The sequence below is a fragment of the Elioraea tepida genome (genome assembly GCF_019203965.1).
In the GTDB taxonomy this organism is placed as follows: domain Bacteria; phylum Pseudomonadota; class Alphaproteobacteria; order Acetobacterales; family Acetobacteraceae; genus Elioraea_A; species Elioraea_A tepida.
In genome coordinates this window covers 812,542-835,321 of the sequence record NZ_CP076448.1, presented here as the reverse complement: position 1 = coordinate 835,321, position 22,780 = coordinate 812,542, and the positions used below count along the sequence as shown (strand labels likewise).

The following is a 22,780-nucleotide window of genomic DNA, read 5'->3' as shown; positions in this document are numbered from 1 at the left end:
GGCGATGGCCGAGGAACAGGAGAGCGCGGGCGACAAGACGGAAGCCCCGACACAGCGCCGGCTTGAGAAGGCGCGCGAGCAAGGCCAGGTCGCCGTCTCGCGGGAGGTGACCGGAGCGGTCGGGCTGGCGGGTGCGCTCGCGGGGCTTGCGTTCGCTTTGCCGCTTGCCGCCGGCCAGCTTGTGCAGGGCGGACTCGTACTCTTCGAGCGGTCCTCCGAGATCACGGGGGCGGGGCTTGCGGCGGCGTTGTGGCGGATGCTGCTGTGGGGAGCGCTCGCCGTCGCCGCGGTCGCTCTGCCGCCGATGCTGCTTGGCCCCGCCGCCACCCTCCTGCAGACGCGCGGCATGGTCGCATCGAGCCTGATCGTTCCGAAGGCCTCGCGGCTGAGCCCGCTCGGCGGGCTCAAGCGCCTCGTCTCGGCCGCCAATCTCGTCGAGTTTCTCAAGAACCTCGCCAAGCTCGCCGTGCTCTGCGTCGTCGCTGGCCTCGTGCTCGGCGCGATGGCCTGGCAGATCGTCCCCGCCGTCGCCTGGCCGACCGGGCGGCTCCTCGCCGCGCTGCGCGACGACAGCCTCGTTCTGCTCGGTGCTCTCGCCGGCGCCTTCGCCGCCATCGCCGTGCTCGATCTCCTCTGGGTGCGCTACGACCATGTGCGCAGGCTCAGGATGTCGCGCGAGGACATCCGCGAAGAGCTGAAGGAGACCGAGGGCGACCCGGAGATCCGCGCGCGGCTGAAGCGGATTCGAATCGAACGCTCGCGCAACCGGATGATGGCGGCGGTGCCGAAGGCGACGGTGGTGGTCACCAACCCCACGCACTACGCTGTCGCGCTTGCCTACGAGCGCGGCTCCGGCGGGGCGCCGAAGGTGGTGGCGAAAGGGGTGGACCATCTCGCCCTGCGCATCCGGGCGGCCGCCGAGAGGCACGGCATCCCGCTTGTGGCGAACCCGCCGCTCGCGCGCGCTCTCTACGCCGTCGAGCTTGATCGGGAAATCCCGCCGGAGCATTACGAGGCCGTGGCAGAGATCATCGCCTATGTCTGGCGTCTCAGCGGGCGCGGCGTGGGGGCCACTGGTGGCGCCCGCTGAGACGACCACCCCGGGGCAAGGCCGTGTCGGGTCGGCGCGTCTTGCCGCTCTCGTCGCCGGCGACGGCGCAGCCTGGCGCCGCCTGTTCGAGGAGGCGGCGCTCGGCATCGCCATCGTTGACTGGGAGGGGCGGATCGTCGCCGCCAATGCGGCGGTGGCGAGCATCGCCGGCGTTCCGGCGGCCGGGGTGGTGCCCGGGCTTCCGCTCGCCGATCTCGTCCATCCCGAGGACCGGCATCTGCTCGAGGCCGAGTTCGCGCGGCTCTCGGTGATGCGGTCGGGCAGAACCGGCCTCGAGCTCCGGCTCGGCCGTGCCAAGGAGCGGCCGGACGAGGACCCCGCGGGGACGACGGTCGCGATGGTCTCGATCTCGCCGCTCGTGGAGGATGACGGCCAGATCGGCGGTGCCGTTGTTCGGCTGATCGACATCACCCGCCACCGGGCGCTCGAGATGCAGCTCGCGCAGACGCAGAAGATGCAGGCGGTGGGGCAGCTCGCGGGCGGTATCGCGCACGACTTCAACAATCTGCTCACTGCGATCATCGCCGCGGCCGACATGGGGCTCGAGCGGCCGGAGCTCGACGAGGCGACGCGGGCCGATCTCATCCACGTGCGCCGCAGCGCCGAGCGCGGGGCGGCGCTCGTGCGCCAGCTGCTCGCCTTCGGCCGCAAGCAGACGCTGCAGCCGCGGGTGATCGCGCTGAACGCGGCGATCGAGGACGTGGCGAGCCTGTTGCGCCGGCTGCTCGGCCAGCGGATCGTAATCTCGCTCGATCTCGACCGTCCGGGCTGCCTGGTGCGCGTCGATCCGGTTCAGTTCGACCAGGTGATCGTCAATCTCGCGCTGAACGCACGCGATGCGATGCCGGAGGGCGGGCGGCTCGGGATACGCACCGGCGCCGTGACCCTCCATCGGCCGCTGGTGCGTGGCCAGGAGGTGATCCCGCCCGGCCGTTACGCGATGGTCGAGGTCGCCGACACCGGCTGCGGCATCCCGCCCGAGCATATCCCCCGCCTCTTCGAGCCGTTTTTCACCACTAAGCGCGACCAGGGGGGCACGGGGCTCGGGCTTGCGATGGTGTACGGGATCGTTCGGCAGACGGATGGATTCGTCGCGGTCGAGAGCACGCGCGGCGAGGGCACGACCTTCCGGATCTACCTGCCGCGGCACGAGGGCGCGATCGGGCCCGACCCGCCGCCCGAGCAGCACGCCCCGCGGCCGCAGCCGACAGCGGTCCCGACCCAGCCCACGCCCGCCGAGTCCGAGCCCGCGGATGTCTCCCCCGAAACGCTGCCGACCCGCGGCACCGTTCTCCTGGTCGAGGACGAGGAGTCCGTGCGACGGCTGACCGCGCGCGGCCTCGCACGGGCAGGGTGGCGGGTGCTCACGGCCGACTCGGCCGAGGCGGCGCTCGCTCTGCTCGCCGACGAGCAGGAGCCGCCGGCGGCGCTCGTGAGCGACGTGTCCATGCCCGGAATGGATGGGGCGGCGCTCGTCCGAGCCGTGCGCGCGTCCCTCCCCTCACTGCCCGTCATCCTCGTCTCCGGCTATGCCGAGACCGAGGCGATCGCCGATCTGCCCGGGGCGCCCGTCCAGTTCCTCCCCAAACCGTTCTCCCTCAAGGAGCTCGCCGCCCGGCTCGACACGCTGGTGGCGTGAGCGGTCCCTCCCCGTTGCCGTCCGTCCGGCACCTGGCCAGCGGCACGCCGCGACAGGCGCCCGCCCGCCGGGGAGCGCCTCAGCTGCGGCCGTAGACGTCCTCGAGCCGGACGATGTCGTCCTCCCCGAGATAGGAGCCGGACTGGACCTCGATCAGCACGAGCGGGATCCTGCCCGGATTGACCAGGCGGTGCACGCAGCCGAGCGGCAGGTACACGCTCTCGTTCTCGCGCAGAAGCAGCACCTTGTCGCCGCGCGTCACCTCGGCCGTGCCAGCCACCACCACCCAGTGCTCGGCGCGATGGAAATGCTTCTGCAGCGACAGCCGCCCGCCCGGCTGAACGACGATCCGCTTCACCTGGAACCGCTCGCCCGCGATCAGGCCCTCGTAGAACCCCCAGGGGCGGTACATGCGGCGATGCTCCGTCGCCTCCCTCCGCTTCGCCGCCTTCAGCCGATCAACCACACGCTTGACGTCCTGGGCGCGCGACCGCGGCATGGCGAGCACGGCGTCCTCGGTCGCGACCACGACGGCGTCCTCGAGGCCGAGCACGGCGACGAGCGGGCCGTCGCTGCGCACATAGGCGTTGCGACAGTCCTCGACGAGAACGTTGCCGATGGCGACGTTCCCGGAAGCGTCCTTCGCGGCGAGCTCCCACAGAGCCGCCCAGGAGCCGACATCCGACCATCCGAGCGAGGCCGGAACCACCGCCGCCCGGCTCGTCTTCTCCGCCACCGCATAGTCGAGGCTGATCGAGGGGCAGGCGGCGAAGGCGGCACGGTCAAGCCGGATGAAGTCGAGGTCGGTCGTGCGTGCCGCGACGGCTTTGCGCACAGCCTCGAGCACCGAGGGCGCGTGCTGCTCGAGCTCGGCGATCAGCGTTGCCGCGGTGAACACGAACATCCCGCTGTTCCACAAGTGCCGCCCCCCCGCGACGAAGGCCGCGGCGGTGGCGGCATCCGGCTTCTCGGTGAAGCGCCTCACCGCAAGCACGCCGGGCAGGCCAGGAAGCGGGTCGCCCGTCTCGATGTAGCCGTAGCCTGTCTCGGCTGCGGTCGGCGTCATGCCGAAGGTGACGACATGTCCCGCGCGGGCGGCGGTGGCGGCAGCGTCGACGGCAGCGTGCAGGGCGGGGATGTCGGCGATCACCGCATCCGCCGCCATCATCCACAGCGTGGCATCGGGCTCGGTCTCGGCGACAAGGAGAGCGGCGGCGGCGATCGCAGGCGCGCTGTTCCGCCCCTCCGGCTCGAGCACGATCCGCGCTCCCGTAATGCCCGCTTCGCGAAGCTGCTCGCCGACCAGGAACCGGTGCGCCTCGTTGCAGACCACGATCGGCGGGGCGAAGCCGGCCTCCGCCGAGGCGCGGAGAGCCGTCTCGACCAGCATGGTCCTGTCGGAGATCAGCGGCAGGAGCTGTTTCGGCAGGCTCTCGCGGCTCGCCGGCCAGAGCCTGGTGCCGGTTCCGCCCGAGAGGATCACGGGAATGACGGGAGAGGGGCGGATCTCGGGCATGGGCAGGACCGTGGACGGCGCGGGGGCGAGGCGCTCCTATAGCGCCCGGCGCGCGAAGGCGATACCACCGCCGGCATGACGGGAAGAGGCGGCTGATGCCACGGCTTATGACCGACGCGGGTGCGCTCGCCCGCGCACGCCGCCGCAACCGGCTCGAGACGGCGGCGACCCTCGGCGTGCTCGTCCTGCTAGCCGGGGGGGTCGGCCAGCTCGCGGCGGGCGTTGAGGGGCTTGTTGTCGGCGCCGCCTTCGCCGCGAGCACGCTCCTGTTCTCCGCGGTTCCGGGCGAGGTCCTGTTCCGCCAGGGGTTCGGCGCGGTGCCGCTGTCGCCCTTCCAGGCGCCGGGTCTGTACGCGATGGTCGCGGAGCTGTCGCGTCGCGCCGGCCTGCCCGCGGCCCCGCGGCTCTGGCTCCTGCCGCAGCGCCCGCTCCAGGCGGTCGCCGGCGGAACCACGTCGGATCCCGGCATCGGCGTCACCCGCTCTCTGGTCGAGGCCCTGACGCCGCGGGAACTCGCCGCGGTGCTCGCACACGAGGTCAGCCACATACGCCACGGCGACCTGTTCGTCCTGCGGCTTGCGACCGTCGCGGCCACGGCCACACGGGCGATGGCCCAGGCGGGGCTGATCGTCGCTCTGGTCGTGGGCCTCGGCGCGATCGGCGCGCATCCGCTTCTTCCCGCGCTGCTGATCCTGTCGCCGCTCGCGGCCGATCTGCTCACGCTCTCGCTCTCCCGATCGCGCGAGTTCCTCGCCGATGCCGAAGCGGCGGAGCTGACCGGCGATCCGGAGGCGCTTGCCTCGGCGCTCGCCCGGATCGAGCGCATCCAGGGCGACGATTTCGAGCGGCTCGCGGCGCGCGGCCCCTTCTGGCTTCGCTGGTTCCGGACCCACCCGACGGTCGCGCAGAGGATCGCGGCGCTCGCCACGATCGCGCGGCCGCTCGATCAGCCCTTCGGCTGGGAGCCGGCGTGGCACACCGCGCCTGCACCGCCGCGGCGCCGGCTTATTGTGCGGAACCCTTGGGCGCGTTAGCCCGCTCGGTCAGTCCGGCCTGATGGCGTAGTCGCGCACCACCTTGCTCCACACCTCGGTCTCGCGCGCCACGAACCGGCCGCACTCCTCGGGTGTGGAGAGCACGAGCCGGGCCTGTTGCGCATTCGTCATCGTCTCGACGACGCGCGGGTCCCGGAAGGCAGCGAGCAGGGCCTCGTGGAACCGGGCGATCACCGGGGCCGGCGTGCGGGCAGGCGCGAAAACACACCACCACGCCTCGGCGACAAAGCCGTCGAACCCGGATTGCTGCATCGTCGGCGTGTCGGCGAGCCCCGGCAGCCGCTCCGCCCCCATTTGAACGACTGCGCGAAGCCGGCCGCCGCTGATCTGCGGGGCGAGCACGGCGGCGGAGCCGATCACGAGGTCTATCACGCCGGCGACCGCATCCGTCACCGCCGGGCCGCCGCCGCGATAGGCGATGTGGGTGAGTTTCACGCCGGCGCGCTGGCCGAAGAGCGTCATCGCGAGATGGCCGATCGTGCCGTTGCCGGTCGAGCCGAAGCTCACGGTGTCGGGCCGCGCCCTTGCCGCCGCGATGACGTCGGCGATGCTGCGGAACGGCTTGTCCGGCTTGGTCGCGAGCACGTAGGGAGCGCCCCCGATATGCATCACCGGGGCGAGGTCGCGCGCCGGCGAGAAGCCGAGGCTCGGCAGGAGCGCCTCCAACACGGCATGGCTGTCGAAGGTGAGAAGCCAGGTGTTGCCGTCCGGCGCGGCGTTGGCGACCACGCCCGTGCCAATGCTGCCTGCGGCTCCGGCGCGGTTCTCGACCACGATCGGCACGCCGAGCGCCGCCTGAAGCCCTGGCGCGGCGAGGCGTGCGACGGCGTCGGTGCTGCCGCCCGGCGGGAAGGGGACGACGATCCTGATCGGGCCTGCAGGCCAGGCCTGCGCCGTGGCGATGGCGGGGGCGGCAAGCCCGGCGGCGATGCCGCCAACCGCTGCCCGTCGGCCGAGTGTGCGCATCAGTTGGTTCCTCCCTTGAGCCGGGTCGATCGCCCAACGTGCCCTTCTGACGCCCGCGCCAGGACTCGCAAGCCGCCTCGATCGGCCGGAGGCCGGCCGAAGCCGGTGGTGCGAACGCCGCCGCCAGCCTATCTTCCGCGCGTGTCCTCCACCCTCGTCCCGGGCCAGCGTGTGCGCAACCCTCTCCGTCCCGACTGGGGCGAGGGCCAGGTGCAGAGTGTCGTCGGCACGCGTGTGACGGTGAATTTCGAGCACGCCGGAAAGGTGCTGGTGAACGTCGCCGTGGTTCCGCTCGAGCCGCTCGACGACGCACCGGCGTGGTGAGGGCGGCCGGATGAGCGGGCTCGGCGCCGCCGTCGCGGCGGCGTTCGAGTGGCGGCTTGCGGTCGCGGCCGTGGCGACGGCCATCGCCGGGGTGATGCGCGGCTTTGCGGGCTTCGGCACGGCGCTGACGCTCGCCCCCGTCTACAGCGTGCTCTGGGGCCCGGCCGTCGGGGTGCCGACGATGCTTCTGATGGAGGCGCTGATCGGCAGCCAGCTCCTGGTGGGCGCCTGGCGTCACGTCAATCGCCGCGTCGCGCTGCCGATGGCGGGGGCGGCCTGCCTTGCCGTGCCGTTCGGCGCCTGGGTTCTGGTGGTGGCCGACCCGGCCGTGCTGACGCGGGCTATGGGCGTTCTCGTGATCCTGTTCGCCGCCGTGCTCGCGAGCGGCTGGCGCTACCGGGGCTCGCGGCCACTCTCGCTCACCCTCGCCGTCGGCGCTACGGCTGGGCTGATGAAGGGCTCGACCGGGATGAGCGGGCCGCCGGTGATCCTCTACATGCTCGCGGGCAGCGAGGAGGCGCGCGAGCATCGCGCCAACCTGATCCTGTTCTTCGCCGTGCTCGGGCTCGTGGCGCTCCTGCCGCCCCTCGTCACGGGCCTGTTCACGATGACGGTTCTGGTCAAGGTGGCGCTTCTCGTGCCGGTCCTGCTCGTCTTCGTGCGCCTTGGCGCGGCTCTCTTCGGGCGCGTCGGCCAGGCGTCGTTCCGCGCCGTGGCCTATGCGATCCTGGTCGCGGTGGGACTCGTCGCTCTGATCGCGTGAGGGGGGCGGTCGCCGACTGGGGGCAGACCGCGCTCGGACCTCGATCGACGCGTTCCGTGCTCCGCCCTCCCCCGTCACCCTCGCGCGGAGGGCATCGGCGCGGGAGGCCGCGGCGCGCTTCAGCTCAGGCCGGCTCGCCGAACACAGGCTCGGCGCCGGCCGCGCGCAGCATCGCCGCCACTTTCGCGATCGCCGCCTCGACCGCGGCCCTGTCGGTGCCGCGCGCGACGATCGCCACCCCGTTGCCGCCCGCCCGGTAGTAGGGGTAGCTGCCGAGCGCCACGCCTGGGCTCTCGGCCTGGATCGCCCCGAGCGGCTCGGCGATCGCGCCTTCGAGCACGCCTTGCGCATGCACGCTGCGGCTGACCGTGGGGATGCCGCCCTCGAGCGTCGGCGCCACCGCCTCGAACATCGCCTGCATCACCTTCGGCACGCCCGCCATGACGATGACATTGCCGATCCGGAACCCAGGCGCGACCGAGACGGCATTTCGGATCAGGGTCGCGCCCTCGGGCATCGTCGCCATGCGCTGCCGCGCGGCGTTGAACTCCACGGGCGGGTTCCGGCGCGCATAGTCCGCCGCCATCTCGGCATAGGCCTCGGGGTGCACCACCCACGGCACGCCGAAGGCCTCAGCGATGCACTCGCTCGTGATGTCGTCATGCGTCGGCCCGATGCCGCCGGTGGTGAACACGTAGGTGAAACGGTGGCGGACCTCGTTCACGGTCGCCACGATCACGGCACGGTCATCGGGAATGACACGCACCTCGCGCAGCGGGATCCCGAGCTCGTTGAGGCGGGTGCCGAGATACTGGATGTTGGCGTCGCGTGTGCGGCCGGAGAGCACCTCGTCGCCAATCACGAGCAGGCAGGCGGTTGGGCGCGTGTCGGTCATCGCGTCCTCGTCAGGGCGTTCACGCGGCGTCAGAGCCAGTCGCGCAGCATCGCAACGAGCGGCCTGTCGGCCGGCGGCATCGGATATTCGGCGAGCTTCTGCGGCCGCACCCAGGCGAGCGCCTGGCCTTCGCGCGGCACCGGCGTGCCCTGCCAGCGGCGGCAGAGATAGAGCGGCATAAGGAGGTGGAACGACTCGTAGGCATGGCTTGCGAAGGCGAAGGGCGCGAGGCAGGCGGCCGAGACGTCGATGCCGAGCTCCTCGCGGAGTTCGCGGATCAGCGCCGCCTCGGGCGTCTCGCCCGGGCGCACCTTGCCGCCCGGGAACTCCCATAGGCCCGCGAGAGCCTTGCCTTCGGGCCGGCGCGCGATGAGCACGCGGCCGTCGCTGTCGATCAGAGCGACCGCCGAGACGAGAACGAGCGGCCTGTCCTCGCCGAGCGAGAGCGGATCGCCAGCGGGGCTGCCGTGGCCGCTCGCTGCCAGCCAATCCGCCCGGGTCAGCGCGAACCAGCGCACCGGGAACGCTCCGCCGCGCGAGACGAAGTCGTGCTCGGCCTCGTGGGTGAAGCGGAAGCCCTGCTTCTCGAGCACGCGGATCGAGGGGGCGTTGTCGTCGGCGACATAAGCGACGAGCCGGTCGAGGCCGAGCGTGCCGAACGCCCAGCCGACGAGCCGTGCGACCGCCTCGCTCGCCACGCCGTGTGCCCAGTAGCGTCGGCCGACCCAGTAGCCGACACGCGCCACGTCTGGGCCGACGCGCGTCAGCCCGATCACGCCGAGCGGATGCTCCTCCGCGCGGCCGGTGATGCAGAAATGGAAGGCACGGCCGGCCGCTCGGTCCTCTGCCGTGGTCGCGATCCACGCCTCGAGCGCCTCGCGCGTGTACGGGAACGGCACCGAGCCGAGATTGCGCGCGACCTCCCAGTCGTTGATCAGCCGGTGCAGCTGAGGCGCATCGTCGCGGGCGAGCGGGCGCAGCCGAAGCCGTTCCGTCAAGAGAACGTGGGCCGCGGCGTCAGCTTCGGTAACTGCCATTGATGTCGATATAGGCGTGGGTGAGGTCGCAGGTCCACACGGTGGCAGCGCCTCGGCCGAGGCCGAGATCGACGGCGATGTCGACCTCCCGCCCCTTGATATGGGCGACCACCGGCGCCTCGTCGTAGCCCTCGACCACCGTGCCGTTGCGCGCCATCCAGACGCCGCCGATGGCGACGCCGAGCCGGTCGCGATCCGCAGGCTCCCCCGCCTTGCCCACCGCCATGACGATCCGCCCCCAGTTCGCGTCCTCGCCCGCGATCGCGGTCTTGACCAGGGGGGAGTTGGCGATCGAGAGCGCAACCCGCCGCGCCGATGTCGCGCTGACCGCCCCCGACACCGAGACCTTGATCAGCTTCTGCGCGCCCTCGCCGTCGCGCACCACGAGAAGCGCAAGCTCGTGCAGTACGGCATCGAGCGCGGTGCGGAAGCCCCGCAGGATCGGGCCGCCTTCGGGCGGCACGCGCGGGTGCTTCGCCGTTCCGGTGGCGAACAGAAGCAGCGTGTCCGACGTCGAGGTGTCGCTGTCCACCGTGATGCAGTTGAAGCTCGTCGCCACCCCCTTCGTGAGCAGCCGCTGCAAGAGCGGCGCTGGCAGCTTCGCGTCTGTGAACACGAAGGCGAGCATCGTCGCCATGTCGGGGGCGATCATGCCGCTTCCCTTGGCGATGCCGCTGATCCGCACCTCCGTCTCGCCGATCCGCGCCGTTCGGGTCGCTGCCTTGGGGAAGGTGTCGGTGGTCATGATCGCCCGCGCGGCGCGCTCCCAGCCGTCCTCGGCGAGCGAGGCGTGGAGCGAGGGCAGAGCGGCGGTGATCTTCTCGACCGGAAGGGGCTGGCCGATCACGCCTGTGGAGGCGATGAACACCTCGCGCGACCGGCACCCGACGAGCTCTGCCGCGGCCTCGGCCGACTGCCGCACCGCGTCCGCACCGGCGCGTCCGGTGAAGACATTGGCATTGCCGGCGTTGACCACGAGCGCCCGCGCCTTGCCGCCCTTCAGCGCCGACCGGCACCAGTCGATCGGCGCTCCGGGGCAGCGATTCGTGGTGAACACGCCTGCGACGGTGGTGCCGGGGGCGAGCTCGACCATCACGAGGTCGTCGCGCCCGACATAGCGTATGCCGGCCGCCGTCGCGCCGAGCCGAACGCCCGCGATCGGCGGAAGGTCGGGGAGGGGTTGCGCGAGCGGCGAGACCGCGTGGGCCATGGCAGCCGGCGCTCAGCGCCGCGGTGTCGCCGGCGCGAGCGGCGGAGCCGCGATCGGCGCCCCGTCGAGGGCGAAACGCTCCACCGAGGCTTCGGCGCGCAGGCGCTCGACCACCCGTGTCGCCGCCTCCTCGATGATGGCTCGGCGCAGCCCCTCCTCCGCCTGCTCGAAACTCGGCCGCGGCTCCTCGCGCCGCTCTTCGAGCTTGATCACGTGCCAGCCGAACTGGGTGCGCACGGGCATGGTGGTGAACTGCCCGGGCTCAAGGGCGAAGGCGGCTGCGGCGAAGGCCTCCGGCATCTCCTCCCGCTTGAAGAAGCCGAGATCGCCGCCCTCGGCGGCGCCGGGCCCGCGCGAGCGCTCCCGCGCGAGCGTCGCGAAATCCGCCCCGCCCTGCAAAGCGGTGATGGCCTGACGCGCTTCCGTCTCGGTCTGCACCAGGATGTGGCGCGCCCTTACCTCGGCCTCCTGCGGCTTGCTCACGATGTCCTGCTCGTAGCGTGCCCGGAGCGCCTGTTCGGTCAGAAGCGGGCCGATCTCGCGCGCGAGGAGGGCCTGCTGCAGCGCCTCCTCCTCGGCCCGGCGGATCCGAGCGCGCACCTCCGGCGTGTCCTGCAGGTTGAGCTTGCGGGCGGCGTTCACAAGCACGCGCTGGGTAATGAGCTGGTCGAGCATGACCGGGTAAAGAACCTGCGGCGGCATGGCACGGAACTGCTCCGGCAGGCCGCGTACGGCTTCCTCGAGCTCGGAGAGATGGATCGGCGTGCCGTCGACCCGGGCGACGACCGGGTCGGAGGCTGGCGCGAGCGGCTGCACTTGCGCAACCGCTGCCGGCGAGGCGAGGAGCAGCGCCGCCGCGAGGAGCGCAGGGCGGGAGGGGAGGCCGGGCATCTCGGATCCTTCACGCGTCCGGGCGCAGGGATGCTCCCGGGGCGCGGATCATGGCCGAATCCCGGGAACGCGACAAGCAACCAGCCGGCTGGCCCGCCCGGCCGCCGACTGCCCGTGATTGACGCCGCCGCCGGCGAAGGCCCATATGACGCTGGGGCCGCACTTGGGCCCCCGCGTCCGCGTCGCACCGGCGTGGCGCCCCAGAGCGCGCGCGATCCCGAGGCCTTTGCGGCCGGGTGAGCGCGGCAGGACCAGGACTGGACCCGACCGTCGATGCTGCATCGTCTTGCCCGCGCCGTCTTCGGCACCTCGAACGACCGGCTGCTCAAGGCCTATCGCAAGCGTGTGCCGGCGATCGCCGCGCACGAGCCGGCGCTGAAGGCGCTCTCGGACGAGGCTCTGGCCGCAAAGACGGTCGAGTTCCGCGACCGGCTGGCCAAGGGCGCGACCCTCGACGATCTCCTCCCCGAGGCCTTCGCGGTGGTGCGCGAGGCAGCCGTGCGCACGCTCGGCCAGCGGCATTTCGACGTGCAGATGATCGGCGGCATGGTGCTGCATGACGGCCGGATCGCCGAGATGAAGACGGGCGAAGGCAAGACCCTCGTCGCCACCCTGCCCGCCTATCTCAACGCGCTCACGGGCAAAGGCGTGCACATCGTCACCGTCAACGACTATCTCGCCAAGCGCGACGCCGCCTGGATGGGGCGGATCTACACCTTCCTCGGGCTCACCGTCGGCGTGATCGTGCACGGGCTGACCGACGACGAGCGCCGCGCGGCTTACGCCGCCGACATCACCTACGGCACGAACAACGAGTTCGGCTTCGATTACCTCCGCGACAACATGAAGTACCGCTTCGAGGATATGGTGCAGCGGGACTTCCACTACGCGATCGTCGACGAGGTTGACAGCATCCTGATCGACGAGGCGCGCACGCCGCTGATCATCTCGGGCCCCGCCGACGACAGTTCCGAACTCTACCGCCAGGTCGACGCCGTGGTGCGCGTGCTCGTGCAGGACGCCTCGACCTACGAGAAGGACGAGAAGCTGCGCACCGTCTCGCTCACGGAGGCCGGAACTGAGCGGGTCGAGGCGATGCTGCGCGAGGCGGGCGTTCTCAAGGAGGGGAACCTCTACGACATCGGCAACATTTCGCTCGTGCACCATTTGAACCAGTCGCTGCGCGCGCACACGCTGTTCCGGCGCGATGTCGACTACGTCGTCCGGCGCGACCCGCGCGACAATGTGCAGAAGATCGTGATCATCGACGAGTTCACGGGCCGGATGATGGAGGGGCGGCGCTATTCCGACGGCCTGCACCAGGCGCTTGAGGCAAAGGAGGGCGTTCCCGTCCAGCAGGAGAACCAGACACTCGCCTCGATCACCTTCCAGAACTATTTCCGCCTCTACCCCAAGCTCGCCGGCATGACGGGCACGGCGGCGACCGAGGCCGACGAGTTCGCCGAGATCTACAAGCTCGAGGTGGTCGAGATTCCGACCAACCTTCCGGTCGCGCGGAAGGACCATGACGACGAGGTCTACCGAACGGCGCGCGAGAAGTACGAGGCGGTGATCCGCGACATCGAGGCGGCGCGGGCGCGCAACCAGCCGGTGCTGCTGGGCACGACCTCGATCGAGAAGAGCGAGCACGTCTCGGCCCTGCTCCGCCAGCGGAACATTCCGCACAATGTGCTCAACGCCCGCTTCCACGAGCAGGAGGCGGCGATCATCGCCCAGGCCGGCCGGCCCGGAGCGGTGACGGTCGCGACCAACATGGCCGGCCGCGGCACCGACATCCAGCTCGGCGGCAACGCCGAGGTGCAGATCGCGCTTGAGCTCGGCGGGATGCCGGACGGCCCGGAGAAGGAGGCGAGGGCGGCGGCGATCCGCGCCGAGGTCGCGGCCAACCGCGAGATCGTCAAGGCGGCGGGCGGCCTCTACGTCATCGGCACCGAGCGGCACGAGAGCCGGCGAATCGACAACCAGCTGCGCGGCCGCTCCGGCCGGCAGGGCGACCCGGGCGCCTCGAAATTCTACCTCTCGCTCGAGGACGACCTGATGCGCATTTTCGGCTCCGACCGCATGGGCGGGATGCTGCAGAAGCTCGGGCTGAAGGAGGGCGAGGCGATCGTCCACCCCTGGATCAACAAGGCGCTCGAGAAGGCGCAGAAGAAGGTCGAGGCGCGCAACTTCGACACCCGGCGCAACCTGCTCAAGTACGACAACGTGATGAACGATCAGCGCCGCGAGGTCTATGCCCAGCGGCGCGAGTTCATGAAGGCGGAGGACGTTTCGGCCACAGTCGCCGAGATGCGCGAGGAGGTGGTCGCCGATCTCGTCGCGCGCTGCATTCCCGAAAACGCGATGCCGGAACAGTGGGATGTCGCCGGCCTGCACGAGGAGACGCTGCGCCTGTTCGGGCTTGATCTGCCGATCAAGGACTGGGCGGCCGAGGAGGGGATCGACGACGAGGGGGTGCGCGAGCGGATCCTGCGCGAGGTCGAGGCCCTGATGGCGCGCAAGGCCGCCGATTTCGGCCCCGCACTGATGCGCCAGGTGGAGAAATCGGTGCTTCTGCAGGTGCTCGACCAGGTCTGGAAGGAGCACCTGCTCGCGCTCGACCATCTGCGCCAGGGGATCGGGCTGCGCGCCTATGGGCAGCGTGACCCGCTGAACGAGTACAAGACCGAGGCCTTTGCCCTGTTCAACCGGATGCTTGGCGAGCTGCGCGAGCGCGTCACCGGCCTGCTCGCGCGTGTCGAGCTTGCGCCGCCGCCGCCGGTCTTCGCCCCGCAGATGACCGCCTCGCGCCTCGACCCCGCCTTCGCAGGCGAGGCGGGCGGCGGCGAGACGGGCGTGCTCGAGCGCCCTGCCGTGCGCCGCGAGACGGCAAGCGGCGTCGATCCGGCCGATCCCGCGACGTGGCACCGCACGCCGCGCAACGCCCCCTGCCCCTGCGGTTCGGGGAAGAAGTACAAGCACTGTCATGGGCGGGTGTGAGCCCGCCTGCAGGTGGAAACAAGAGAAGCGGCTCAGGCTTCGAATGGACTCGTTCTTCCAGGCGTTTGGTGACGATTATATGGTGCAGTGTCAAAACGGAGCCGACGTCGTCTCGTTCTTGATTGAGGGATGCGAAAGGTTGATCGCTGCCAGAAACGAGCGTGCGCGCTCCTGTCCCTTCGGACTGTTTGCGGTGATCGGTGATCCCGCGCGGAGCGAGGCATCCGGAGCATGCAGGCCTGGTGGGGTTTAGCATCCGTAGCTGATCCGGTCGGGCGGTCAAAGGATCGGCAGGACATTTGGGAGAAGATATGACATCGGCGGCTCGGCGCGAGGTCAGCAGGCGACAGGGCGTTCGGAAAGCCCACTGCGTCGGGTGCGCGGACGGACGCCTCGCAGTGCGTCTCGAGCGAAGACCGCGCTCTCGATTGCCGGCTGGCGCTGACCGTGCCCACGCGGTCCGTACGTCATCTCGACAGCGACAAGAGATTCTGGCCTCAGCGACGGAAGGCACCCGTTCAGCGTAACGGCGCGCGACGCTCCAACCCGCCCGTCGGATCCGGATCAACGGCCCGTGTCGACGCAGGCCAAGACTCACGCAGGCAGCTTCAGCGTAAGTCCGACTCCGGGGACGAGCGCATCGACGTGTCCCGACAGGGCGCGGTCGTCGGTAACGAAGTGGATGTGCGAGAACTCGCCGCGATGCGTGAACACGTCCTCGTGCCGTCGCGAGTAGAATCCGATCAGGGTCATCGACCGCCCACGGAAAACCCGCTTGTCGACCGCCTGGCCATGCCCGCCGCCATGCGGCCCCGCGCCGGGCCCGCCGAGGACATGCCACGTCACCTCCTCGGGCCGGCCCACGAGCAGGAACGGGAACGGTCCCTCGGGCGGGAGCGCGGCATCACGGGCGATCGCCTGCAGATGCGCCTCGAGCGCTCTCGCATCGGCAAGCCCCGGCGGCAGGGCGTGCTCCCTCCACCCCGCCACCTCCGCCCAGACGAGGAACGGCGCCGCGGCGCTGCAGTCCTCGACGACCCTTACCTCGCGGTGCCGGACCGTCGCGACGAAGGCACGCCCGTCGAGAACGGTGAGCTCTCCGGCAAGCCCTTCGGTCGGGCCGACGGCCCAGCTGCCGCGCTCGGGCAGAGCATCGGCCCGGATCCGCGCGGCGACGGCACCATGCCGCGTCGTCGCGGCGAAACTGCCGACGAATTCGAGCCGGTAGCTTCCGGGCACGTTCGCCAAGGCAGGGGTGATCCGTCCGGCCGCTGCCGCGAGCCATGCGCAGCTACACCCGCACAGAACATCCCGCCGGCCAATCGCCATCCTTCGTGCCTCTGCCTCTCTCCGTGTGCCGAGCAGCCTTCGCCCGGCTGGCTGCGAAACCGTGGCATGGAGAGCAGCCGAGGCGCAAATACCGGGCCGGTCGGCTCGCCCCCCTGCGTCATCACGGGCAGTGCGTGACTCCGCCTCCGTTCCCTATCCTGGCTGGCATGCGGCGTCTCCTCCCTGTCTTGCTTGCCCTCTTCGGCCTCGCCACGGCTGCGGCGGCGCAGCTGCTGGTGAGCCCGCCGCGCCCGGGCGAGCAGGAGACGGCGCAGGCCGGCGGCGGCACGGGGCGTTTCAGCTTCGTCGGAGCGCTGCGCTGCGCCGAGGCGCAGGCGATCGTGGGGGTTCGGATCGCCCGAGGGCCGCTCCTGAACCGCCTCGCGCTCGGCTGCGCCGAAGTCCTCTGCGTCGCAGGCCACTGCCGCTGGCGCGCGGACGAGCTCGACTGGTCCGCCGTCGCGGGGCAGCGGACGGGCGAGGAGGCGACACTGCTCTGCCCGGCCGCCGCGGCTGTTGCCGGGTTCCGGGCGGAGGTCGTTCCGGTTCCTGGCGGCACGGCTGTCCGCTCTCTCGCCATCGACTGCGCGCCGCTGACCGGCCGCGAGCCCGGCGGGGCCTTCGCCGTCGCCTCGGCGACGGATTCGCGCATGATGCGCCGCTTCGTCCCGCCCGGCCCGCGGCCGGAGCGCATGGTCGCCGGCGCCTGCCGCGACCGGGCCGCCTCGGCCGTCTCTGTCGCAGTCGGCGCCTATCCGGCAGGCTTCGCCGGAGATGGCGAGCACGTGCGCGCTCTCTCGATGTTCTGCCCGGGGCCTGCCCAGTAGGGACCGGGCGCCCCGGACGGCGCGCCGCGACGCTGCAGGGCTCAGGTGATCCAGGCGCGCACGGCTGCGACAATGGCCGCGACCGACGCTGCCGCGCTCGGGGCCATGCCGGCGGCGCGCGCCACCGGATCGATCAGATAGCCGATCCAGAACACGATCCGCGCGGCGGCGAACACGACCCCGAGCGCGATCACCCACGGCATCGCCGAAGCGTCCGCGCCTGCCGCCCAGGCGAGCAGAGCGGGGGCGAAGACGGCGAGCTGCTCGACGGTGTTCGTGATCACGCGCTGGTTCAGGACGAGGAGCCTTCCGTCCTGCCCGGCGAGCGGGTCGAACGCTCCGGTGACAAACCTGAGCAGCATCTGGGCGAAAACCATGGCCGCGAGCACCATCGCCGCGGGCAGGAGCGCGGCAAGGGCGAGGCCGAGCCGGAACGCCATGCTGGAGGACCCGCGTGGGATGCCGATCGCCCCGGAGATCGCCCACGTCGCGAGCCCCGCGACGGCAAGCCCGATCAGCGAAAGCGAGAGGGAGATGAGCCGCACGCGCGGCCGATCAGGCCGGCGGCGCGGCGCGGCCCATGGCGAGGAACTTCTCGCGCCGGCGCGCCACCAGCCTCTGCCCAGGTTCCGACAACAGCGGCGTAAGCGCTGCCGAGACCGCCTGGCCCAGAGCGGCGATCGCCCCGGCCGGGTCGCGATGCGCCCCGCCGAGCGGTTCGGGCACGATGCCGTCGATCAGCCCGAGCCGCTTCAGATCCTCGGCGGTGAGTTTCAGCGCCTCGGCTGCCGCCTCCGCCTGGGCGGCATCGCGCCAGAGGATCGAGGCGCAGCCCTCGGGGCTGATCACGCTGTAGATCGCGTGCTCGAACATCAGCACGTGGTCGGCGGCGGCAAGGGCGATCGCCCCCCCCGAGCCGCCCTCGCCGATGATCGAAGAGACGATGGGGACCGGGGCGGAGAGGCAGGCCTCGATCGCGCGCGCGATCGCCTCCGCCTGGCCGCGTGCCTCGGCATCGATCCCGGGGTAGGCGCCGGGAGTGTCCACGAAGGTGAGAACCGGTAGGCCGAACCGCCCCGCGAGCTCGATCACCCGCCGCGCCTTGCGATAGCCCTCGGGGCGCGCCATGCCGAAATTGTGCGCAACCCGCGCCTCCGTCTCCGCTCCCTTCTCGGTGCCGACCACCGCCACCGCCATGCCCTCGAACCGCCCGAGGCCGGCGATCACGGCGCGGTCGTCGGCGAAGGCCCGGTCGCCCGCGAGCGGCACGAAGTCGGTGATCAGGCCGGCCACGACATCCGCCGCGTGCGGCCGTGCCGGGTGGCGGGCGACCTGCGTCTTCTGCCACGGCGTGAGCTTCGCGTAGGTCGAGCGGATCAGCTTGTCGACCTTCTCGGAGAGGCGCTCGACCTCCTCGGCGATGTCTGCCTCGGGCGTTCCGGGAAGGTGCCGCAGCTCCTCGATCTTGCCCTCGATCTCGGCGATCGGCTTTTCGAAGTCCAGGAAATGGCGCATGGGGGCGCGCGATAGCACACTAGCGCCGGGGGCGCGAGCGCTGTCCCCCCGCTGGGGCCGCCTCTTGGCGCGCGAGCGGATGATGCGCCGCGACCGTCGCGGCAAGCCGCCCGACGCTGACGTGGGTATAGATCTCGGTGGTCGCGACATCGGCATGGCCGAGCATGGCCTGCAGGCTGCGCAGGTCGGCCCCGCCCTCGAGAAGGTGGGTCGCGAAGGCGTGGCGCAGCACATGCGGGCTGACGCGGGCCGGGTGGATGCCGGCTGCGATCGCGGCGCGCTTGACGATGTTCCCGAGCGTCTGGCGCGTCAGGTGGCCCGAGCTCGAGCGCGCCGGGAACAGCCAGCGCGAGGCCGGCCGCTTTCCTACCCTGCCTTCGGCTTCGAGCATCGCCGCGACCGCCGCCCGCGCCCGGGGCCCAAGCGGCACGAGCCGCTCCTTCGCTCCCTTGCCGCGCACCAGCAAGGTCTCCGAGGCGGCGTTGAACGCCGCCCGTGGCAGCGAGATCACCTCGCTTGCCCTGAGGCCCGAGCCATAGAGCAGCTCGATCAGCGCCGCGTCGCGCAGGCCTTCGGGAGGCGGGGCCGCCGCTGCCGCCTCGATCAGACGGCCCACCTCCTCGACCGAGAGAACGCGCGGCAGCCGGCGCCCGAGCTTCGGCCGGTCGAGCTCCGCGGTCGGGTCGTCGGGACGGACCCGCTCGCGGTAGAGGAATAGGAAGAACTGTCGCAGCGCCGAGAGCCGGCGCGCGACCGTGCGCGGCGAGAGCCCGGCAGCCGCGAGGCTTTCGAGATACGCCGCGAGGCTCGCCGCGTCGGCCTGGGCGAGGGGGGTGCCGCGCGCGGCCAGGAAGGCGGAGGCGTGCGCGAGATCGGCCGCATAGGCGGCGAGCGTGTTGCGCGCCGCGGCCCGCTCCGCGGCGAGCATCTCGAGGAAGGCCTCGACGTGACGGTCCATCCCCCGCCCGGCCGCCTCAGCGCGTCCCGAAGCGCTCCGCCGGAAGCACGCGTTCCACCGGCGCCTGCCGCGGCTCGGGCGGGAAGAGGCCGATCAGCACCGCGCCGGCGGCGACGAGCGCAAGAAGCACGGCGATGATCAGGAAGGCGAGACGGCTCATCGTCGTCGTGTCGGTCCTTTGCGCCTCCGGAGCCGGCGGCCACGAGGCGGCTTCCCGCGCGGCAGGCTTGCCTCCGCGCGGGCGGTGACGGATGACGGAACCGCATGGGCTCCGACTCGCATCAGCACCAGTCTATCCGCCCCGCACCCGCCGACGAAACGGGCAGAGGCGCACCCCCCGCATGGCGCGGGCGGGCGATCGTTCTCGTCGGGCTGATGGGGGCGGGCAAGACGGCGATCGGCCGGCGGCTCGCCGCCCGCCTCGGCCTTCCCTTCGTCGATGCCGACCATGAGATCGAGGCAGCCGCCCGGATGTCGGTTGCCGAGATCTTCGCCCGCTATGGCGAGCGGGCGTTCCGCGACGGGGAACGGCGCGTCATCGCGCGGCTTCTCGGGGGAGAGCCGATCGTGCTCGCGACCGGGGGCGGGGCGTTCATGGACGCCGAGACGCGGGCACTGGTGCGGCAACGCGCGCTGTCGGTGTGGCTGCGCGTGCCGCTGCCGATCCTTGTGCGGCGCGTCTCCGGCCGCACCGACCGGCCGCTCCTTGTCGGCAAGGATCCTGCCGCCGTGCTCGCGGAGCTCGCGGCGAAGCGCTACCCGACCTATGCGGAGGCGGACATCGTGGTCGATTGCACGGACGAACCGGCCGAGGCGACGACGGCGCGGGTGCTTCGGGCAATCACCGCCTGGTCGCCGCCGCGTTCGGTCCATGTGCCGCTTCCGGGCCGCGCCTACGACATCCTGATCGGGGAAGGGCTGGTCGCGCGCGCGGGGGCCCACGCCGCTGCCGTTCTGCCGCGGCGTCGCGCGGTGGTGATCGCCGACGCAACGGTCGCCGCGCTGCACGGCCGCGCGCTGACCGACAGCCTCGCTGCGGCCGGCATCGACCACACCGTCCTGACTGTTCCCTCAGGCGAACAGTCGAAAAGCATGGCGATGGCCGCGGACCTGCTCGAGCGTATGACCGAGGCGGGAATCGACCGCAGGACCGGCGTAATCGCCTTCGGCGGCGGGGTGGTGGGAGACCTTGCCGGCTTCGTCGCCGCGATCGCCCTCCGCGGGCTCCCCTTGATCCACGTCCCGACCACGCTGCTCGCCCAGGTGGACAGTTCCGTCGGCGGCAAGACCGGGGTGAACCTGCCGGCAGGCAAGAACCTCGTCGGCGCGTTCCACCAGCCGCTTCTGGTGCTCTGCGACAGCTCCGTGCTCGCCACGCTGCCGCTGCGCGAGCGCCGCGCCGGCTATGCCGAGGTGGTGAAGTATGGGCTGATCGACGACCCCGCCTTCTTCGCCTGGTGCGAGGCGCATGGGGCGGCCCTGCTCGAGGGCGATCTGGAGGTGATCGCCGAGGCGGTGCGCGCCTGCTGCGCGGCGAAGGCGCGCATCGTCGCCGACGACGAGCGCGAGACGCGGGCCGATGGCGGCCGCGCCCTGCTCAATCTCGGCCATACCTTCGGCCATGCGCTCGAAGCGGAGGTGGGCTATGACGGCGGCCTGCTCCTGCACGGCGAGGCGGTGGCGTTTGGGCTCGGGCTTGCCTTTACCCTCTCGGCACGGCTCGGCCTCTGCGCGGCGGAGGATGCCGACCGGGTGCGCGCCCATCTCAGGGCGTGCGGCCTTCCGACCGATCTCGCGCGGCTCGACCGTCGCTTCTCCGCCGCCCGGTTGATCGGGCATATGCGGAAGGACAAGAAGGCCGAGGCCGGCAGGCTCGCCTTCATCCTTGCCCGCGGCATCGGTGCCGCCTTCATCAGCCGCGACGTGCCGGAGGAGGAGGTGGCGGCGCTCCTGATCGACGAGGGCTGCGCGCCCTGAGCGGAGGCTCGCGGATCGGCCGCGACGGTCCGGCTCCACGCTTCGCTTGTTCCGTGCGCGACGGAGGGAGCTCCTCGCCGCTCCGGCTGCCGAGGCAATCGCGCCGCGGCGCGCGACGGGGATATCGGGGGCGGTGCAGGCAGGTTTGGACCCGCGTCAGACCGTGAACTGCTCGGCGATGATCCGTTCCGATAGCGAATGGTCCGGGTCGAACAGCAGGGTGAGCGACACCGAGCGGTCCTCGCGCACGCGCACCATCAGCACATCGCGCACCTCGGTGTAGTCGGCCACCGCCGCGACGGGGCGCTTCTCCGGCTCGAGCACCTCGAACAGCACGTCGGACGAGCCGGGCAGGAGCGCGCCGCGCCAGCGCCGCGGGCGAAAGGCGCTGATCGGCGTCAGCGCGAGCAGATTGGCTCCAAGCGGCACGATCGGTCCGTGCGCGGAAAGGTTGTAGGCGGTCGACCCCGCCGGGGTGGAGATCAGCACGCCGTCGCAGATCAGTTCGGGCAGGCGAACGGTTCCGTCGACGCTGATGCGTATCTTCGCCGCCTGGCGCTGCTCGCGCAGGAGCGACACCTCGTTGATCGCAAGCGCCTCCGCCTCGCCGCCGATCACCGTGGTCGCATGCATGCGTAAGGGGTGGAGAACGGTCGGCACGGCGGCGGCGAGGCGCTCGGGCAGCCCCTCCTCGCGATACTCGTTCATCAGGAATCCGACGGAGCCGCAGTTCATGCCATAGACCGGGCGGTTGCGGCCGAGCTCGCGGTGCTGCGTCTCGAGCATGAACCCGTCGCCGCCGAGAGCGACCAGAATGTCGGCGGTCTCCACATCGGCTTGGCCGTAGCGGGCGATCAGCCGGGCGCGTGCCGCCCGCGCCGCCTCCGTATCCGCGGCGACGAAGGCGAAGCTCACAGGACGCGGTGGTCGAGCACGGGCATGTCGGCCCGCACCTTGGCCGTGCGCGCATGGTCGATCCGCGCGGTCGCGAAGCCCGTGCCGTCCGACACCTTCGCGACCACATGCCCCCAGGGGTCGGCCACAAGGGAGTGGCCCCAGGTGTAGCGCGGCTCCCCTCTCTCCTCGTGCCGGCCCCAGGTGGCCGGGGCGGCGATCCAGCATTGCGTCTCGATCGCGCGGGCGCGGATCAAGGTCTCCCAGTGGTCCTTGCCAGTCTGCAGGGTGAAGGCCGAGGGCAGGAGGATCAGCTCCGCCCCCCTGCGCCGCAGCGCGAGGAAGAGTTCCGGGAAGCGCAGGTCGTAGCAGATCGCGCAGCCGACCGTCGTGCCGTCGGCCTGGTAGGTGACGATCTCCGTACCGCGGCCGAAGGTTGCGCTCTCGCGGTAACCTGTGCCGTCGGGCGTGGTGATGTCGAAGAGGTGGATCTTGCGGTAGCGCGCGACCTCGCGGCCCTCGCGGTCGAAGGCGACGGTGGTGTTGTAGAGCCTGTCCCCCGCCGCCTCGCCGATCGAGCCGCCGTGCACATGGAGGCGGTGGCGGCAGGCGAGCGCCTGCAGGAAGGCGTAGGCCGGGCCTGGGGGGTCGTTCGACCCGGGGGCGGGCAGGGCCTCGGCCGCGGCGAACTTGGTCGCGCGGTCTCCGCCGAGGCAGGTCCACATCTCGGGCAGCGCGATGAGGTCGGGCCTGTCGGCGGCGATCGCCGCCTCCATGAGAGCCTCTGCCTGGGCGATGTTGGCCGCCTTGTCCGCGCCCGGGTTCATCTGCACCACGGTCACCCGCATCCGCGCTCTCCCTGCCCTGCGCCCC

The 22,780-nt window shown here is 71.6% G+C and carries 21 protein-coding genes; 8 read left to right on the top strand and 13 right to left on the bottom strand.

Going from position 1 to position 22,780, the window contains the following annotated elements; all coding sequences use genetic code 11:
• Positions 1-4 precede the first annotated feature (4 nt).
• Together KO353_RS03970 and KO353_RS03965 are read left to right on the top strand one after the other, a co-directional pair.
• On the top strand, positions 5-1,090 hold the full coding sequence (locus KO353_RS03970) for an EscU/YscU/HrcU family type III secretion system export apparatus switch protein (protein WP_218286457.1): 1,086 nt from the start codon (positions 5-7) through the stop codon (positions 1,088-1,090).
• Positions 1,077-2,750 carry an ATP-binding protein gene (locus KO353_RS03965; protein ID WP_218286456.1) on the top strand — a complete coding sequence of 558 codons (1,674 nt, stop codon included), beginning with the start codon at positions 1,077-1,079 and terminating at the stop codon, positions 2,748-2,750. The genes KO353_RS03970 and KO353_RS03965 overlap by 14 nt, the downstream gene beginning before the upstream one ends.
• A gap of 79 nt (positions 2,751-2,829) precedes the next feature.
• On the opposite strand, the gene KO353_RS03960 is transcribed toward KO353_RS03965, so the two are convergent.
• On the bottom strand, positions 2,830-4,266 hold the full coding sequence (locus KO353_RS03960; RefSeq protein WP_218286455.1) for a mannose-1-phosphate guanylyltransferase/mannose-6-phosphate isomerase: 1,437 nt from the start codon (positions 4,264-4,266) through the stop codon (positions 2,830-2,832).
• 95 nt (positions 4,267-4,361) lie between these two features.
• On the opposite strand from KO353_RS03960, the gene KO353_RS03955 reads away from it, so the two are divergent.
• The gene (locus KO353_RS03955) at positions 4,362-5,300 is read left to right on the top strand and encodes a M48 family metalloprotease (RefSeq protein WP_218286454.1); all 939 of its coding nucleotides are present in this window, start codon (positions 4,362-4,364) and stop codon (positions 5,298-5,300) included.
• Between the two features lie 9 nt (positions 5,301-5,309).
• Here the strand turns inward: KO353_RS03955 and KO353_RS03950 are convergent, their stop codons facing one another.
• On the bottom strand, positions 5,310-6,287 hold the full coding sequence (locus KO353_RS03950; protein ID WP_218286453.1) for a tripartite tricarboxylate transporter substrate binding protein: 978 nt from the start codon (positions 6,285-6,287) through the stop codon (positions 5,310-5,312).
• Between the two features lie 105 nt (positions 6,288-6,392).
• On the opposite strand from KO353_RS03950, the gene KO353_RS03945 reads away from it, so the two are divergent.
• A complete protein-coding gene (locus tag KO353_RS03945; protein ID WP_456236925.1) occupies positions 6,393-6,611 on the top strand; it encodes a DUF3553 domain-containing protein in 219 nt (72 codons plus the stop codon).
• A gap of 10 nt (positions 6,612-6,621) precedes the next feature.
• A complete protein-coding gene (locus KO353_RS03940) occupies positions 6,622-7,374 on the top strand; it encodes a sulfite exporter TauE/SafE family protein (protein ID WP_218286452.1) in 753 nt (250 codons plus the stop codon).
• A 124-nt stretch (positions 7,375-7,498) separates the two neighbouring features.
• Here the strand turns inward: KO353_RS03940 and KO353_RS03935 are convergent, their stop codons facing one another.
• The 4 genes from KO353_RS03935 to KO353_RS03920 are packed head-to-tail and all read right to left on the bottom strand — an operon-like array spanning position 7,499 to position 11,407.
• Positions 7,499-8,269, bottom strand: a complete 771-nt coding sequence (locus KO353_RS03935) for a competence/damage-inducible protein A (RefSeq protein ID WP_218286451.1) — start codon at positions 8,267-8,269, stop codon at positions 7,499-7,501.
• Between the two features lie 29 nt (positions 8,270-8,298).
• Positions 8,299-9,306 carry a bifunctional GNAT family N-acetyltransferase/(deoxy)nucleoside triphosphate pyrophosphohydrolase gene (locus tag KO353_RS16820; protein WP_218286450.1) on the bottom strand — a complete coding sequence of 336 codons (1,008 nt, stop codon included), beginning with the start codon at positions 9,304-9,306 and terminating at the stop codon, positions 8,299-8,301.
• Complete coding sequence (gene argJ / locus KO353_RS03925) at positions 9,287-10,516, bottom strand: bifunctional glutamate N-acetyltransferase/amino-acid acetyltransferase ArgJ (protein ID WP_218286449.1); 1,230 nt, start codon at positions 10,514-10,516, stop codon at positions 9,287-9,289. Before argJ ends, KO353_RS16820 begins: the two co-directional genes overlap by 20 nt.
• A 12-nt stretch (positions 10,517-10,528) precedes the next feature.
• Positions 10,529-11,407 carry a peptidylprolyl isomerase gene (locus KO353_RS03920; RefSeq protein WP_218286448.1) on the bottom strand — a complete coding sequence of 293 codons (879 nt, stop codon included), beginning with the start codon at positions 11,405-11,407 and terminating at the stop codon, positions 10,529-10,531.
• 273 nt (positions 11,408-11,680) lie between these two features.
• On the opposite strand from KO353_RS03920, the gene secA reads away from it, so the two are divergent.
• A complete protein-coding gene (gene secA / locus KO353_RS03915) occupies positions 11,681-14,407 on the top strand; it encodes a preprotein translocase subunit SecA (protein ID WP_218286447.1) in 2,727 nt (908 codons plus the stop codon).
• Positions 14,408-15,001: 594 nt separating this feature from the next.
• On the opposite strand, the gene KO353_RS03910 is transcribed toward secA, so the two are convergent.
• Positions 15,002-15,655: a hypothetical protein gene (locus tag KO353_RS03910; RefSeq protein WP_218286446.1), complete on the bottom strand. Its 654-nt coding sequence runs from the start codon at positions 15,653-15,655 to the stop codon at positions 15,002-15,004.
• Between the two features lie 248 nt (positions 15,656-15,903).
• On the opposite strand from KO353_RS03910, the gene KO353_RS03905 reads away from it, so the two are divergent.
• Positions 15,904-16,563 (top strand): hypothetical protein, encoded by a 660-nt coding sequence (locus KO353_RS03905; protein ID WP_218286445.1) that lies wholly within the window; start codon positions 15,904-15,906, stop codon positions 16,561-16,563.
• Positions 16,564-16,604: 41 nt separating this feature from the next.
• Here the strand turns inward: KO353_RS03905 and KO353_RS03900 are convergent, their stop codons facing one another.
• From KO353_RS03900 to KO353_RS03885, 4 genes are read right to left on the bottom strand one after another with little or no spacing between them, the layout of a single operon-like run.
• Entirely contained in the window at positions 16,605-17,108 is a 504-nt protein-coding gene (locus KO353_RS03900; RefSeq protein ID WP_218286444.1) for an MAPEG family protein, read from the bottom strand.
• Between the two features lie 10 nt (positions 17,109-17,118).
• Positions 17,119-18,078 (bottom strand): acetyl-CoA carboxylase carboxyltransferase subunit alpha, encoded by a 960-nt coding sequence (locus KO353_RS03895; protein ID WP_218286443.1) that lies wholly within the window; start codon positions 18,076-18,078, stop codon positions 17,119-17,121.
• A gap of 19 nt (positions 18,079-18,097) precedes the next feature.
• The gene (locus KO353_RS03890; RefSeq protein ID WP_218286442.1) at positions 18,098-19,036 is read right to left on the bottom strand and encodes a tyrosine recombinase; all 939 of its coding nucleotides are present in this window, start codon (positions 19,034-19,036) and stop codon (positions 18,098-18,100) included.
• Positions 19,037-19,052: 16 nt separating this feature from the next.
• On the bottom strand, positions 19,053-19,196 hold the full coding sequence (locus KO353_RS03885; RefSeq protein WP_218286441.1) for a hypothetical protein: 144 nt from the start codon (positions 19,194-19,196) through the stop codon (positions 19,053-19,055).
• A 104-nt stretch (positions 19,197-19,300) separates the two neighbouring features.
• On the opposite strand from KO353_RS03885, the gene aroB reads away from it, so the two are divergent.
• On the top strand, positions 19,301-21,013 hold the full coding sequence (gene aroB / locus KO353_RS03880) for a 3-dehydroquinate synthase (RefSeq protein ID WP_218286440.1): 1,713 nt from the start codon (positions 19,301-19,303) through the stop codon (positions 21,011-21,013).
• A 156-nt stretch (positions 21,014-21,169) separates the two neighbouring features.
• Here aroB and KO353_RS03875 read toward each other — a convergent pair whose 3' ends face one another.
• Positions 21,170-21,928, bottom strand: coding sequence for an NAD kinase (locus KO353_RS03875; RefSeq protein ID WP_218286439.1), 759 nt, complete (start codon positions 21,926-21,928; stop codon positions 21,170-21,172).
• Positions 21,925-22,755 (bottom strand): carbon-nitrogen hydrolase family protein, encoded by an 831-nt coding sequence (locus KO353_RS03870; protein WP_218286438.1) that lies wholly within the window; start codon positions 22,753-22,755, stop codon positions 21,925-21,927. The genes KO353_RS03875 and KO353_RS03870 overlap by 4 nt, the downstream gene beginning before the upstream one ends.
• Positions 22,756-22,780: the final 25 nt, after the last annotated feature.